Annotated in this window: 15 protein-coding genes; 1 reads left to right on the top strand and 14 read right to left on the bottom strand. The window is 66.3% G+C overall.

Annotated features, from left to right (window positions below; all coding sequences use genetic code 11):
- Positions 1–20: 20 nt before the first annotated feature.
- The 9 genes from VCS63_RS12710 to gabT form a co-directional block, all read right to left on the bottom strand.
- Positions 21–764: an ABC transporter ATP-binding protein gene (locus tag VCS63_RS12710; protein ID WP_042793349.1), complete on the bottom strand. Its 744-nt coding sequence runs from the start codon at positions 762–764 to the stop codon at positions 21–23.
- Positions 761–1,522, bottom strand: a complete 762-nt coding sequence (locus tag VCS63_RS12705; RefSeq protein WP_323879940.1) for an ABC transporter ATP-binding protein — start codon at positions 1,520–1,522, stop codon at positions 761–763. Before VCS63_RS12705 ends, VCS63_RS12710 begins: the two co-directional genes overlap by 4 nt.
- Positions 1,523–1,525: 3 nt before the next feature.
- Positions 1,526–2,422: a branched-chain amino acid ABC transporter permease gene (locus VCS63_RS12700; protein ID WP_063640813.1), complete on the bottom strand. Its 897-nt coding sequence runs from the start codon at positions 2,420–2,422 to the stop codon at positions 1,526–1,528.
- A gap of 4 nt (positions 2,423–2,426) precedes the next feature.
- The gene (locus tag VCS63_RS12695) at positions 2,427–3,302 is read right to left on the bottom strand and encodes a branched-chain amino acid ABC transporter permease (protein WP_042793347.1); all 876 of its coding nucleotides are present in this window, start codon (positions 3,300–3,302) and stop codon (positions 2,427–2,429) included.
- 27 nt (positions 3,303–3,329) lie between these two features.
- A complete protein-coding gene (locus VCS63_RS12690) occupies positions 3,330–4,565 on the bottom strand; it encodes an ABC transporter substrate-binding protein (protein WP_223306462.1) in 1,236 nt (411 codons plus the stop codon).
- A 119-nt stretch (positions 4,566–4,684) separates the two neighbouring features.
- Positions 4,685–5,884, bottom strand: coding sequence for a CaiB/BaiF CoA transferase family protein (locus tag VCS63_RS12685; protein WP_042793345.1), 1,200 nt, complete (start codon positions 5,882–5,884; stop codon positions 4,685–4,687).
- A gap of 28 nt (positions 5,885–5,912) precedes the next feature.
- Entirely contained in the window at positions 5,913–6,686 is a 774-nt protein-coding gene (locus VCS63_RS12680) for an enoyl-CoA hydratase/isomerase family protein (RefSeq protein ID WP_063640815.1), read from the bottom strand.
- Entirely contained in the window at positions 6,683–7,663 is a 981-nt protein-coding gene (locus VCS63_RS12675; protein ID WP_076813116.1) for an aminopeptidase, read from the bottom strand. Before VCS63_RS12675 ends, VCS63_RS12680 begins: the two co-directional genes overlap by 4 nt.
- A gap of 10 nt (positions 7,664–7,673) precedes the next feature.
- A complete protein-coding gene (gene gabT, locus VCS63_RS12670) occupies positions 7,674–9,032 on the bottom strand; it encodes a 4-aminobutyrate--2-oxoglutarate transaminase (protein ID WP_323879938.1) in 1,359 nt (452 codons plus the stop codon).
- 166 nt (positions 9,033–9,198) lie between these two features.
- On the opposite strand from gabT, the gene VCS63_RS12665 reads away from it, so the two are divergent.
- Entirely contained in the window at positions 9,199–9,897 is a 699-nt protein-coding gene (locus VCS63_RS12665) for a GntR family transcriptional regulator (protein WP_063640817.1), read from the top strand.
- Positions 9,898–9,940: 43 nt separating this feature from the next.
- Here the strand turns inward: VCS63_RS12665 and VCS63_RS12660 are convergent, their stop codons facing one another.
- The 5 genes from VCS63_RS12660 to mltG form a co-directional block, all read right to left on the bottom strand.
- The gene (locus VCS63_RS12660; RefSeq protein WP_068979617.1) at positions 9,941–10,846 is read right to left on the bottom strand and encodes an ankyrin repeat domain-containing protein; all 906 of its coding nucleotides are present in this window, start codon (positions 10,844–10,846) and stop codon (positions 9,941–9,943) included.
- A gap of 38 nt (positions 10,847–10,884) precedes the next feature.
- A complete protein-coding gene (locus tag VCS63_RS12655; RefSeq protein WP_042793341.1) occupies positions 10,885–11,655 on the bottom strand; it encodes a TatD family hydrolase in 771 nt (256 codons plus the stop codon).
- A 67-nt stretch (positions 11,656–11,722) separates the two neighbouring features.
- Positions 11,723–12,814, bottom strand: coding sequence for a DNA polymerase III subunit delta' (gene holB, locus VCS63_RS12650; RefSeq protein WP_104653432.1), 1,092 nt, complete (start codon positions 12,812–12,814; stop codon positions 11,723–11,725).
- The gene (tmk, locus tag VCS63_RS12645; RefSeq protein ID WP_042793340.1) at positions 12,811–13,434 is read right to left on the bottom strand and encodes a dTMP kinase; all 624 of its coding nucleotides are present in this window, start codon (positions 13,432–13,434) and stop codon (positions 12,811–12,813) included. Before tmk ends, holB begins: the two co-directional genes overlap by 4 nt.
- Positions 13,431–14,588, bottom strand: a complete 1,158-nt coding sequence (gene mltG / locus VCS63_RS12640; protein WP_104653431.1) for an endolytic transglycosylase MltG — start codon at positions 14,586–14,588, stop codon at positions 13,431–13,433. The genes tmk and mltG overlap by 4 nt, the downstream gene beginning before the upstream one ends.
- Positions 14,589–14,655 lie beyond the last annotated feature (67 nt).

Below are 14,655 nucleotides of genomic sequence, written 5' to 3'. Positions count from 1 at the left end.
AATTGAGGGGCCCCGGACTCTCAGGCGGCGGAGCCGCCTTGCGGACGATCTGCCGCTGGATGACCGGCCCGGCCGATGTACAGATCGCTCATGTGCTGGTTGGCCAGCAGCGCCTGCCCCGTATCGGTCAGCACGATGCGGCCGGAATCGAGGATGTAGCCGCGGTCGCTGAACGCCAGCGCCTGGCGCGCGCGCTGCTCCACCATCAACACGCCCACGCCAATCTGCGGCAGGCGCCTCACTTCGGCGAACACCTGCTCGGTCAATGCCGGCGACAAGGCGGCCGAAGGCTCGTCCAGCACCATCAGGCGCGGCGAAGACATCAGCGCGCGCGCAAAGGCCAGCTGTTGGCGCTCGCCGCCGGACAGGTTCTCGGCATGCGTCTTGCGCCGGCCGGCCAGCGCGGGAAACAGGTCGAACATGTCGCGGATACGCTTTTCGCGCGCCTGCACGTGCTCGACCACCTGCAGGTTCTCAAGCACGGTCAGCGCGCCGAACACATTGCGCACCTGCGGCACGTACGAAATGCCGATGCGCACGCGCTCCTCTACCGGCAGCGCAAGCAGGTCCCGGCCGTCAAAGGTCATGGTCCCGGCAATGCGCGGCAACAGCCCCATCACCGCCTTGACCAGCGTGGACTTGCCGGCGCCATTGGTGCCAGCGATGGTGACGATCTCGCGCGGCGCCACGGTCATGTCGATGCCGGACACGATATCAACCTCGGCATAGCCGCCGGACAGGCCCTGCATGACGAGCTGGCTCATATCACTCCCCCCATGTACGCTTCGCGCACCTGTTCGTTGGCCAGGACTGCGTCCGGCGTCCCTTCGGCGATGACGCGCCCGCGGTCCATGACGTACATGCGCGGCACGATGCGCGCCAGTTCTTCCAGGTTGTGCTCGATGATGGCGACGGTCAGGCCGCGCTGGTTCAGTTCCACGATGCGCGCAGACAGCTCTTCGATCAGCACCGGGTTGACGCCCGCGAACGGTTCGTCCAACAGGATGCAGCGCGGCTCCAGCATCAGCAGCCGCCCCAGCTCCAGCAGCTTTTTCTGCCCGCCCGACAGCTTGCCGGCCGGCTCGTCCGCCACCCGCGCCAGATTCAGGAAGGCCAACAGCTCATGCACGCGCTCGGCGTTGCGGGCTTCCTCCCGCGCCACTTCGCGGCGCCCGAACACCAGCGCCGCCAGTTTTTCACCACGCTGATCCGGCGCCGCGGCCATCATGTTGTCAAAAACCGTCAGCTGGCTGAACTCGCGCGGCACCTGGAAAGTGCGCGCCAGGCCCCGGCGCACACGCTGGTGCACGGCAATGCCCGTGATGTCTTCGTCCGCGAATCGCACCGAGCCGGCAGTGGGCGGGATATAACCCGTCACCACCGAGAACAGCGTGCTTTTGCCCGCGCCGTTGGTGCCGATCACGCCGACCAGCTCGCCCTTGCGCACCTCCAGCGACACGTCGTCCAGCGCCTTGAAGCCGCCAAAGCTGGCGCTGAGCCCTTTTATGGAAAGCAGCGTCATGCCTTATCTCCTGCGGGTGGTGGTTGCATTGCCGAAAATCCCCTGCGGCCGGTAGAGCACCACGCAGATGAGCGCCAGGCCGATGACGCCGATGCGCACGCTGGCCATCTGCACTTCGGAAATGCCCCCGACGAAATCACGCACGAAGCGCGACCCCTCCAGGAATCCGACCAGCAGCACCGTGCCGGCCACCACGCCGCTCAGCCGCCCCACCCCGCCCAGGATGATGGCGATCCAGATGTAGAACGTGATCAGCGGCACGAACTGTTCGGGACTGATGAAGGTCAGGTAATGCGCCTGGAAAGCGCCCGCCAGGCCGGCCAGCCCCGCGCCCAGCATCAGTGAGCGGGTTTTGAAGCGGGCGGGATCCTTGCCCAGCGCCCGCACCGCCACCTCGTTGTCGCGTACCGCTTCGATCACTCGCCCGAACGGGCTGCGTATGACGACATGGATGAGGAACAAGGCGCCGGCATTGACCGCCAGCAGCAACAGCATGATCCACAGGTCCACCGTCTGCGGCGAGGCCCAGCCGGCGAACAGCCGCGGGATTCCCGGCAGGCCGTGCATCCCCCGCGTCAGCCATTCCTCGGTCTGCAGCATCATGCGGACCGATTCGGAAAAGCCCAGGGTCACGATGGCCAGGTAGTCGCTGCCCAGCCGCAAGGCGATCATGCCCAGCGGCCATGCCGCCAGCGCCGCGAACGCGGCCGCCGCTGCCATCGACAAGGGGATGGGCACCCCCTTGAGCGACAACAGCGCCGAGGTATAGGCGCCGATGGCGAAAAAGCCGACGTGGCCGAAATTGATCAGTCCGGTGAACCCGTAGTGCAGCGACAGCCCGAAGGCCAGCAGCATGTAGATCAGGATCCCGATGGCGATAGCAATCAGATAGGCTTCCATGATTTCACCTCGCCGCCATCGGACGGCCGAAGATACCCTGAGGACGCAGCAGCAGCACGCACAGCAGCACCGCGAAGGCGAACACGATCTTGTAGGCGGGCCCGACCACCAGGCTGGCCACTTCCTGCGCAATGCTGAACACCATAATCCCGACGATGGCGCCCACCGGATTGCCGATGCCGCCCAGGATGACCGCCGCGAACATCGGCATGAGCAGTTCCCAGCCCAGCTCGGGAATCACCACCGCCTTGATGCCCAGCAGCACGCCCCCCAAGCCGCAGTAGGCTCCGGCGATGGTCCAGAGGGTGACCATCACGCGCCGCCCGCGTATGCCGCTGGCCGCGGCGAGTTCGGGGTTGTCAGCCACCGCCCGCATGCGCCGCCCGGTCGGCGTCAGATGCATCAGGCCGAATACCAGCGCCAGCGCCGCCACCGCCGTGCCGACGATGTACAGGTCGGTGGGCAGGATGCGCACGCCGCCGAAATTCCAGGCGCGCGTAAGCGGCAGATCGAAGGTGTACTGGTCCTGCCCGGCAAAGAACGTAATCGTGCTGCGCAGGGCGAACGCCACGCCGATGGACGCGATCAGGCGCGACACGTTCGAGCGAGACTCCAGCGGCCGGAACACCCAGGCATAGAAAAACAGGCTGACCAGGGTGGTCGCGGCGACGGCGGCCAGGCCGCCCGCCAACATCGAACCGCCAGCCAGCGCCTGAGTGAAGACGGCCGCGTAGGCGCCCAACGTCATGTAGTCGCCGCTGGCGGCATTGGGAAAGCGGGCGATGCCGAACACCAGCGTGATCGCCAGTGCCGGCAAGGCCAGCAGCATCCCGATCACAACGCCGTTGATCGCGGCGTTGATGACGGTGATTGCATCCATTCTTGTGTTCCCCTAGTGTTTTTATCGTCAGACCTGGCCGGCGATGACTTCTTTCAGCACCAGCTTGCCGTCGCGGATGTCAAAAACGCCGAAATCCGGCACGGTCTCGCCGTGTTTGCCGAAGTCCAGACGCGAGGACGCGCCGTCATAGTCCACCGGCTTGCCGGCGCGCAGCAGCGCCTGGCCCTGCGCGAAGCCGCTGACCTTTTCCCCGCCGCCCTGCGCGGTCACGGCGCGGATCTTGCCGTTGATGGCGGCCACGTCCGCGGTCGGCCCCGCCGCCTCGATGGCAAGCGCCAGCGTGATCACCATGTCGTAGGACTGCGAAGCAAAGATGTCCGGTTCGCGCTTCATGCGCTTGCGGAATTCGGCCGCGAAATGCTTGTAGGCCTGATGCTCGTGCGCGGCGACGTTGGAAATCGAGATGATGCCCTCGGTGGCCTCCTTGCCCAGCGCCTTCACCAGGTCCTCGTTGGCAGTCCAGCCGGGCATGATGAACTTGCAGTCCTGGCCTGTCTGGAACCACTCTTTAAGGATGATGGTGGCGTCGGGCCGATATGCGCTCAGCGAGATCACGTCGGGTTTGGAGGCCAGCACCTTGGTCAGTTCGGTGCGGTAGGTGGTCTGGTTGGGTTCGTAGATGGTGAACGCGCTGACCTGCCCGCCCTTCTCCTGCCAGGCATCCCGGAAGTAGTTGGCCTGGCCGACGAAGGTCGAGTTATTGAAGGCCATGACCGCCGGCCGCTTGAAGCCGCGCTGGCGCGCCACTTCGGCAAAGGCGCGGCCGAACACGGCATTGGACGCCTGGTACATCCAGGCCAGGCCGAGCTTGTTCTCGGTCAGCATTTCCGGCGCGCCGCAGGTGTTCATGGTGATGAGGCCCGCGGCGTTGGTGATGGGCATGGCGGCCAGGCCGACTGACGATGGCCAGATTCCGACCACCGCCTCGACCTTATTGATTTCGATCAGCTTCTTGACCGCTAGCACGGCGGCGTCGGGCTTGGTCTGGTCATCTTCGGCGTATAGCTGGATCTTCCGGCCGGCCGCGCCGCCGGCGGCATTGACCTCGTCGATGGCGATCTTGATGGCTTCCAGCATGGCCGGCCCATATGGGCCGCCGACGCCGGTGATAGAGTTGAGCGCTCCCAGGCGGAACGGCTGGGCCGACTGCGCCCGGACCAGGGAGGGAACGGCGCCGCAGGCGGCCAGCGCGGCGCTGGCCGCGATGAAGCCGCGGCGGGAGAGATGGATGGGCTGTGTCATGAAGGTTCCTTGCGGCGTGAACATCTTTGTTCAACTTCGAATAGCCGCCGGCGTGCGCGACGCCGGCGTCCCCTTGGAGCTTGGATACGACTTCGGTACTGCCTGCTGCGATTTGCCTGCTACGCGATCACTCCTCGGGCGCGCATGCCTGCAATTCTGTCCTCCGGCACGCCGAAACGCCGCAACACCTCGTCAGTGTGCTGGCCCATCAGCGGCGCCGCCGAGCGCAAGGATCCCGGCGTCCGTGAAAACTTGGTCGGGATGCCGATGGTCTTCATCCTGCCCAGCGCCGGGTGCTCCAGTTCCTGCACCATGCCGCGCGCCAGGTAGTGCGGATCCTGCATCGCCTGGCCGAAATCGTTGATCGGGCCGCAGGGCACCGACGCCCGTTCGCAGCGTTCGATCCATTCGGCCGCGTCGGCGCGCGCGAACTCCGCCTCCAGCAACGGTTCCAGCTCGGCGATGTTGGCCAGCCGATCCGAGTTGGTAATAAAGCGCGGATCGGTGATCAGCTCGGGACGTTCCAGCACGTCTGCGCACAAACGTTCCCAGGTGCGCTGATTGGCCGCGCCTATCATGATGTAGCCTTGGCGCGTGCCGAAAGCCTGGTATGGCGCCGATACGCGATGGCGGCTGCCAGTGCCCTGCGGCACGGTGCCGTCGGCGAAGTACGCCGCCGCTTCCCACACGAACCAGGGCAGCCCGCATTCGGCCAAGGCGATGTCGATGTGCTGGCCTTCGCCCGTCTTCATCTGGTGGATGCAGGCGGCCAGGATCGCGTAGACCGCCGTCAACCCCGCGCCCACGTCATAGATGGCAATGCCCGACTTCAGCGGCCGGCCGCCGGGCTCGCCGGTCATGCTCATGATGCCGCTCATGCCCTGCGCCACCAGGTCGAAGCCTCCCTTGCCCGCATAGGGACCGGAGTGGCCGTAGCCCGAAATCGAGCAATACACCAGGCGCGGGTTGATCCGCGAGAGCGTTTCGTAGTCCACGCCAAGCGACTTGGTCACGCCGACGCGGTAGTTCTCCACTACGACGTCCGCCCAGCGGGCCAGGTCGTACAACACCTCGCGGGCTTCGGGGTCCTTCAGGTTCAGCGCAACGCCCTGCTTGTTGCGATTGATCTGCGCAAAACAGGTGGATTCGCCATTGACGTACGGCCCCATTTCGCGGGAATCGTCGCCAGCGCCGGTCTTCTCGACCTTGATGACCTCGGCGCCCAGGTCGGCCAGCACCATGGTGCAGTATGGCCCGGCCATGATCTGCGACAGGTCCAGGATCTTGATGCCGGCAAGGGGGGGTGCAGCTTGCGTCATATGCAGTCCGTCTCGGGTCGGGGCCGCTTCAGCGGCCGATGAATTCGGGGATGCGCTTGGCGGCGAAGGCCTCGCGGCCGCGCCGGTAGTCCTCGGTGCCGAAGCAGGCGTAGGCTTCGCCACGCTCTTGCGGGCTCAGCGCGCGCCCTTCGCGCAGCTGGCTCACGAAGCGTTTGTGCCAACGGTTCACCAGCGGCGCCGACGAGGCGATACGGCGGGCGGTGGCATAGGCTTGCTCGGCCACGCGCTCATCGTCCACGACGCGGCTCAACAGCCCCTTGGACATGGCCTCGTCGGCGCCAAAGATATTCCCTTCCAGCAGGATCTCCAGCACACGCGCGGCGCCGACCACGCTGATCAGGTCGGCCAGTTCCTGGTGGTCCACGGTCAATCCGATCCGGTTCACCGGAATGCCGTAGCGGCTGTTGCGTCCGCCGATGCGGATATCGCACAGGGCGGCCAGCTCCAGCCCGCCCCCGACGCACACGCCTTCGATGCAGGCAACCGTGGGATGGCGCAAATGCTTGAGCGTGTCGGTCATGGACAAGGTGAAGAGCGCATACTCGGCCGCCTGCGCCGCTCCGTCCCGGTCTTCCTCGAAGCCACCGATGTCGCTGCCGGCGCAGAAAGCGCCGCCGGCGCCGCGCAGCACCACGCAACGCACCGCGTCGTCGGCGTCCAGCTCCCGCATGACGCGCCCGAATTCCCGGTACATGTCCAGCGTGAACGCATTGCGCTTTTCCGGGCGGTTCATCAGCACGGTGGCCACGCCGTCCGCATCGCGGCTCAGGTCTATGCTCATGCCGCCTCCTCCAGGCGCAAGTCCGTGCCTTGCAGCACGACCTTGCCGTCCAGTTCGAGTGTGGCCTCGGTCACGATGGTGTCGTAATGCGCCGCTGCCTTGACGGTGCCGCCGATATAGGCGCTGGTGCCCAGCGCCAGCTGGATGGATCCGTAGACGGATTCATCCGACAGCATGGTGCCGTCCAGCTGGCAGCGCGGGTTCATGCCCACGCCCAGTTCGCCCAGGTTGTAGACCTGGGGGTCGTTGAAGCTGGCCAACAGGTCGCGGAACTGGCGCGCCACGGCTCCGCCCTCGATGGCCACCGCCATGCCCTTCTCCATATGGATGCGCACAGGCTCGTCGCGGATCAACGATACGCCCGGTATGCTGGCGTTGACCACGATCACGCCTTCCGCCGTGCCCTCCACTGGCGCCAGGCTGGACTCCAGGCAGTAGCCCGCCGAAATGTCCGTGGTGTTGGCGAAGCCGTGCAGGGCCCGCCCCCGGCGGCCGGCGATGCTCATGGTCACGTCCGTGCCGAGCTCGCTGGTGACGCGGGCCGTATCGGCGCGGGTCAGTGCGTCGGCCAGGCCCTGGATCTGCGGACGCAGCGCGTCGAAGTCGGCCTCCCAGCCTTCCGCCAGAAAGAAGTCGGGCAAATGCGATTCCGGCAGCACGATCACGCCAACCCCGGCACGCGTGGCCTGCTGCCGCGCATCGGTATGCGCGGCGTTGGCGCGCGTCAGAGCGATGACCAGATCGGCTGCCTGCATGGCTTGGGCCACCACGGGCGACAGTTGCCGGCCGTGGCGCGCCGACCCGGCAATCTGCAACAGGTGCAGGCCGGCGCCCGCCTCGTCCACCGCGATGGCCAGGGGCTCGACGTTGTGGTGGGTATGCAGGTCATACAGCACCAGCACTTCCATCCCGGGCCGGGCCGCGCCCAACTGGCTGACCACCTTGCGCGCATTCTTCAGTTTCAACAGCGTGTGCATGGTGCGCTCCTCAGGCTGCTTGCGTGGCGCGGGCGTCGGCGACGCGCTGGGCATCCGCCACCGCGCGTTCGAGGATGTCCAGGCCACGTGCCAGCTCCCCGTCCGTAATGGAAAGCGGCGCCAGGAAACGGATCACATTGCCGTAAAAGCCCGCCTTCACCAGTACCAGTCCGCCCTGATAGGCGACCTGCACGATATGCGCCGCCAGATCGCCCGCGGGACTGGCGTCGCCATTGCCGCGGACCACCTCGAACGCCACCATGGCGCCCAGGCCGCGCACATCGCCGACGATGCCGAACCGGCCGGCCCAATCATCAAAGCGCGCGCGCACCCGTCCGCCCACGTCTCGGGCCCGCGCCGCGTAGTCCTCGCGCCGCATGACCCCGATGGTGGCAAGCGCGGCGGCACAAGCCAGCGGATTGCCGCCATAGGTTCCGCCCAGGCCACCCACGGCAGGCGCGTCCATCAGATCGGCCCTCCCCACCAGCGCTGCTATCGGCAGGCCGCCGCCCAGCGACTTGGCCAGGGTGTACAGGTCCGCCTCGATACCGGCGTGCTGCGTGGCGAACCATTGCCCGGTGCGGCAAAAGCCCGACTGGATCTCGTCGGCGATCAGCACGATGCCGTGGCGGGTGCAGTAGGCCCGCAGCGCCCGCAGGAAGGCGGGCGGCGCGTCATGGAAACCGCCCTCGCCCTGCACCGGCTCGATGATCGCCGCGGCCACCTGTTCCGGGGTGATCTCGGTTTCAACCAGGCGGCGGAATTCATTGAAGGCGGCTTCGACGCAATCGGCTTCGCTGAGCCCCGACCGGTAACGCACGGGAAACGGCGCGCGGTAGACCTCGGACGCGAAAGGCCCGAAGCCGGTCTTGTACGCGGGCGCCTTGGCCGTCAGGGACAGCGCCATGTAAGTGCGGCCGTGAAAGGCGTTTTCGAACGCCACCACCGCCTGCCTGCCGGTCGCGCGGCGCGCCACCTTGATCGCGTTTTCCACGGCTTCGGCTCCCGTGGTCTGCAGCATGGCTTTCTTCGGCCAGGACCCAGGCACGAGCTCAACCAGCGCCTCGGCCAATTCGATGTATTCGGGATACATGACGATGTTGAAGCAGGTGTGCAGGTAGCGCGCCGCCTGCGCCTGAACCGCCGCCACCACCTCGGGGTGCGCATGGCCCACGTTCAGGGTGCCGATGCCGCCGGCGAAATCGACATAGTCATGCCCGTCCAGATCGGTCAGCGTGGCGCCGCGGGCATTGGCCGCGAACACCGGAGGCCCGTTGGCCACGCCCAGGGCGACGGCGACGTTGCGCCGGGCGAGGTATGCCTGGCACTGCGGACCGGGAAGTTGAGGGGACTGCTCGGCGTCTTTCATTGCCCTGGGCTCCTTGGATGAGTGGGGTACGGCGACGAAGTGAAGTCACTATATTCTTGTGCGTTTTATTGTGTCAATGCTAATTTACAAACTCGCATTCTAGATTGTGCACAATCTTGCGTTCAAAAAAATGATATGCTTTCCGCCACTCAACCCAGGTGCCTACATGCCCAATAAACGCGCGACTGCCTCTGCTGACGCCGCCGCCCGCGAAACACGCAAAGCGGCTTCCACCCACGAAGTCATACTGGATATGCGGGAACGCATTGCATCGCAGGCCTTGCTGCCTGGCACCCGCGTGCCGGAAGAAGACCTGGCCCAGGCCTACGACATCCCGCGCGCCAAGGCGCGTGAAGTGCTGGCAACGCTGGAAGACCGCGCACTGGTCGAACGCGTACCCAACAAGGGTGCCGTGGTGGCCCTGGTCGACATGGAAACGACGTACCGCCTGTATCAGGTGCGCGAAGCGCTCGACGGTCTGGCGGTGCGGCTGGCCATGGCCAATGCCACGCCCGCCGATTGGGAAGCCATGCAGGCCCTGCTGGGCGAACCTTTCGAGCAAAGCCTGAAGAGCGGCGACATCGAAGCCCACGTCGCCACGATCGAGCAGTTCCGCAACCACATCAAGGAACTGGCACGCAATCCCGTCTTGAGCGACATGATCGAACGCATCTACGACCGCACCCGCGTGTCGATGCGCCGGGTAGCCCTGCTGCCCGGCCGCTCAGAAATGGGAATCAAGCAATACCGCGCCCTGCTGGACGCAATGGTCCGCGGCGACGCCGACGAGGCTGAACGCTGCGTGCGCGAACTGAATGGCAGCGCCCGCGACTACATCGAGCGCTACAAGAACTATGTAATCTGATCCGGCCGGCCCCTTGCGGGCCGGCCGCCGGCACGCCCGCGCCTCAGGGCGCCGCAGGTTCGTCGTAATTGTTGAGCTTCACGCCGGATACGCCCTGGACGCTGGAAGACGCCGCCGGGGCCTTTTGCTCCCCGGCCGGAGCCGGCGTTGGCGCCGACGCGCTCTGTGGCGCAGCGGCCGCCCCGCCGCCCGCTTCCGCCCCCACCACTGCTCCAGCCTCGGCGCCTTCCTCGGCGGGCCGCGTGGCCCGCAGCCTGCGACGGGACTCTTCCTGCTGCGCGATCAGCTTGTCCAATTCGCCGGCCAGCGCCGTGGATTTGCCCGTGCGGGCCCAATCGGCCGCGGTCTGGCCCTTGGTATCACGGGTGCCCACGTCCGCCCCCGCCTTCAGCAGCAGATCGACCATGGGTTTACGGCCCGACAGCGCCGCCATCATCAAGGGCGTTTCACCATTGGGAGCCGGCGCATTGGCCATGGCCTGGTGCGCCAACAGCAAACGCGCCATCTCCAGTTGCCCCTTCGACGCCGCGTAGTGCAGCGGCGTCCAGCCCAGGCGGTTGACCTGGGCGCCACGCGCGATTAGTTTCTTGGCCCGCTCGGTCTGGCCGGCAATGGCCAAGTACATCAAAGGCGTCTCGCCCGCGGGATTCTCGGCATTCACATCGGTGCGTTTATCCGCGGCGATCACATCGAACACCTTCCAGGCGCCGTCCACCACCGCGCGCATCAACGCCGGCTGGCCATTCTTGTAGCGCACGTTCGGGTCCTCGCCGCGCGCCAGCAGCGCCTTGATGTCGTCCGGGTAATCATTGGCGACATAGACCCACCAGTCGGCGGGATTAGCGGCTTGCGCGACGGCCGGGCTGGCGAGCCCTACCGCCAGCGCCAGCAGCGCCCCACGGCAGCACGACAAGACGAACTTCTGAGCGGAGGCGTTGCGGGAAGCCATGGCGATCCTATAAATTACTTTAAATAAATCAGCTTAAATTACTTCTTTATCTTATTGAAAAGATTAAAGAAATTTTCCGTAGAAGCTCGTGCCACATCTGCCACGGGTATGCCGCGGAGATCCGCGATCTTCTCGGCGACGTGGATCACCTTGGAAGGATCGTTCAGCTTGCCCCGGTACGGCACAGGCGCCAAATAGGGGGAATCGGTCTCGATCAGCAGCCGGTCCAGCGGCACTTTGGCGGCAACTTCGTGCACGATCTGCGCGTTCTTGAAGGTCACGATGCCGGACAGGGAAATATAGAAATTCTGATCCAGCGCAGCCTGGGCGACTTCCCAGGTTTCGGTGAAACAGTGCATGACGCCGCCGACCTCGGCGGCACGTTCTTCGCGCAGCATGCGCACGGTGTCCTCGGCGGACGAGCGCGTGTGCACGATCAGGGGCAGGCCCGTGTCGCGCGCCGCGCGAATATGGCTGCGAAAGCGCTCGCGCTGCCAATCCAGCGGCTCGGACAGGCGGTAATAGTCCAAGCCGGTCTCGCCTATGGCCACCACCTTCGGATGTTCCGACAGCCTCGCCAGCTCTTCAGGGCTGGGGTCCGGGGTGTCTTCATAATCGGGATGCACGCCCACGGAGGCCCACAGGTTGGCATGCGGTTCGACCAGCGACATGAGGCCAGGCCATTCCGGCATGTTGACGCTGACGACCAGCGCGTGGGTCACCTGGTTGGCGGCCATCCGGTCGAGAATGGCCGGCAGGTCGGCAGCCAGCTCCGGAAAGTTCAAATGGCAGTGGGAATCGACGTACATGATGAGTCTGGATACAAATGCCGCGGCGCCGCGCCCATGGCCGGGTCAGCGCCGCAGGATCTAAGGCTTACGCCAGGCAGGATAGCACCACGCGCTGTAAGGTCGCGTGGGCGAAAAGTTTGGCGTTCAGGGGATGGGTGGCAAGCGCGCGCTGCCGCGTGAGCCAGCGCGCGGCCTCGGCCACCTTGGCCGGGTTCATGCGCGCGGCGACCTGAGCGACGGCGCTGGCCAGGGCCGGAAAATAACGTGCGGGCGCCCCCGCACCGGCCAGCATCAGGTCCGTGTACAAACGCTGCAAGGTATCGATCCACTCACTGGCCGCCACTTTTTCCAAGGCCTCGGCCAATGTCCCCACGTCGGGCGTCTGGCCCTTGGACAGCGGCCCGACCAATTGCGTCAGCCAAGGGGGGCAAGCGGCCTCGCTCGATTGCGCCAGCCTCAGCGCCGCCAGGGGCGCGCCGCCCGCCGCGGCCAACCATTCGCGGGCCGGCTCCACATTCTGGTCGCGCAGCCATTGCAGCGCGGTGTCCGGATCGGGCGCAGGCAGCGGCAAGCGGCGGCAGCGCGACACCAGAGTGGGCAAAAGACGGTCCGGCGCATCCGCGACCAGCAGGAACACCGTGTGCGGCGGCGGCTCTTCCAGCACCTTGAGCAAGGCGTTGGACGACACCACGTTCAGCGCATGGGCCGGGTACAGCAGCGCCACGCGCCAGCCGCCGCGATGCGTGGCGGTGTTGAACCAGGATTCCAGCGAGCGGATCTGGTCGATGCGTATTTCCTTGGACGGCGCGCGCTTGGCCGTTCCCGTGGCGGGCTCGGCGTCCTCCGCCGGCTCGGCGGCATCAGCGCCCTCCTCCACGGCCACGGCCTCGGGCCGGATGCGGCGCAGATCGGGATGGTTGCCGCTGGCAAACCAAGCACAGGCGGCGCAATGGCCGCAGGCCAGCCCGTTGGCGGGGGTTTCGCAAAGCAGGCTGGCCGCTGCTGCGACGGCAAAGTCCAGTTTGCCGATGCCAGCCAATCCGTGGATCAGCCAGGCGTGCGCGAAACGCTCGCGGTTGCCCAGCCAGTTCCGTGCCGTCTCGGCCTGCCAGGGCAGGAACTGGGGCGCTTGGGAGGGCTGCTCGTCCTCGTCTTTGGCAGCGCGGGTCGCGTTCATGCCGACTGCCCCAGGAGTTCGCGTAACCCTGCCTCGAGCCCAGCCCGGACCTGGGCGATGGACTGAGTCGAATCGACGATGCGGATGCGCGACGGATCAGCCGCGGCACGCGCATGGTAGGCCTCGCGGGTACGCTCGAAGAAGGCCGCGCCCTCGCGCTCGAAGCGGTCGGGTTCGCGCGCGTCGGCCAGCCGGGCGCGCGCCACCTCCAGCGGCACATCGAAAAGCCAGGTGCGGTCGGGCTGGCCCGCCTGCATCCAGCTTTCCAGCGTGGCCACGCGCGCCGCGCCCAGGCCGCGGCCACCGCCCTGGTAGGCATAGGTGGCATCGGTGTAACGGTCGCAGACCACCCAGGCGCCCCGCGCCAATGCCGGCTCAATGACCTGATGCAGATGTTCGCAGCGTGCCGCAAACATCAAGAGGGTCTCGGTATCCAGCCCCATGGCGTCGGTCAGCAGCAAGGCGCGAAGCTTCTCGCCCAGCGGCGTGCCGCCGGGTTCACGGGTGGATACTACGTCCAGGCCCTGCGCGCGCAGGAAGTCGGCGATCCAGACGGTATGCGTGCTCTTGCCCGCGCCGTCCACGCCCTCCAGCGTGATAAAGCGTCCGCGCGTGGTCATTGGTCTTGTCCTTGTACTTGTGCCTGGTCCGGCTCGGGCGCTGCGTCCCCCCCGGCGGCAGGCGCCGGCGTGGGCGCGGCAACGCCATTGGTCGGGCTGCTGGCGGCCGCGCCGCGGCTGGACGCCGGGCTTGGCGCCGCATTTTGGCCCTGGCCCAGGATATAGCGGGAAACGTTGCGGTTGTGCTCGGACAGGTTGACCGAGAACTCGCTGGTGCCGTTGCCGCGGGAAACAAAAAAGAGGAACTTGTGTTGTTCTGGCTGGACCGCCGCCAGCAACGCCGCGCGGCCGGGCGCGGCGATCGGCGTGGGCGGCAGGCCCGGACGCGTGTAGGTATTCCAGGGCGTATCCGTTTGCAGGTCGCGCTTGCGGATCCGCCCCTGGTAGGCGTCGCCCATGCCGTAGATCACCGTCGGGTCGGTCTGCAGCAGCATGCCGATCTTGAGCCGGTTGGTAAACACGCCCGCGACGCGGCGGCGGTCCGGCCCGTGGCCGGTTTCCTTTTCGATGATGGACGCCAGCACCAGGGCTTCGTAGGGCGTGGTCACGGGCAGATCCGGCTGACGCTTGGCCCAGGTGTCCTGCAGGATGCGCTGGCCTTCCTGATAGGCGCGGCGCAGCAGGTCGTAGTCGGTGCTGCCCGGCGTGAAAATGTAGGTATCCGGGAAGAATAGGCCTTCCGGCTGCTTGATATCCGACCCCAGGCGTTCCATCAATTCTTCGTCGCTGGTCTCGCCCAGCGTCTGCTTGACGTCCGGATTGGCGCGCAGCGCCTGGCGGATCTGGCGGTAGGTCCAGCCTTCCAGGAAAGTGATCTGCCGCTGCGTCATGTCGCCGCGCGCCAGACGTTCGAGCAGACGCCACGGCGTATCGCCGTTGATCGCCTGGTAGCCGCCCGCCTTCATCTGCTTGTCGAGTTCGGACAGGCGCGCCATCCAGACGAAACCGGGCTCCCAAACCGGCACGCCGGCCTCATTCAGCACCCGCGCGACCGTGCGCGGGCTGCTGCCCGGATCCACCACGAAATCGATCCTGTCGGCCTTCAGCTGCATGGGCTTGTGCATCCAATACCAAGCGCCTCCCACGGCAGCGGCGGCGGCCAGCGCAATCAGCAGGAAAAACCACAGGACGTAAAAAAAGAGTCGCTTCTTCATAAGTGTCGGAAGTTTAATTGATCGCGCGGACCTGTCGCGTCAAAAGAGGGGCGGAGCGCGCTGCGCA

Source organism: Achromobacter sp. D10 (assembly GCF_035282245.1).
In the GTDB taxonomy this organism is placed as follows: domain Bacteria; phylum Pseudomonadota; class Gammaproteobacteria; order Burkholderiales; family Burkholderiaceae_B; genus Achromobacter; species Achromobacter insolitus.
Note: the sequence above shows the minus strand (reverse complement) of the source record. Positions and strands in the feature narration are given on the sequence as shown.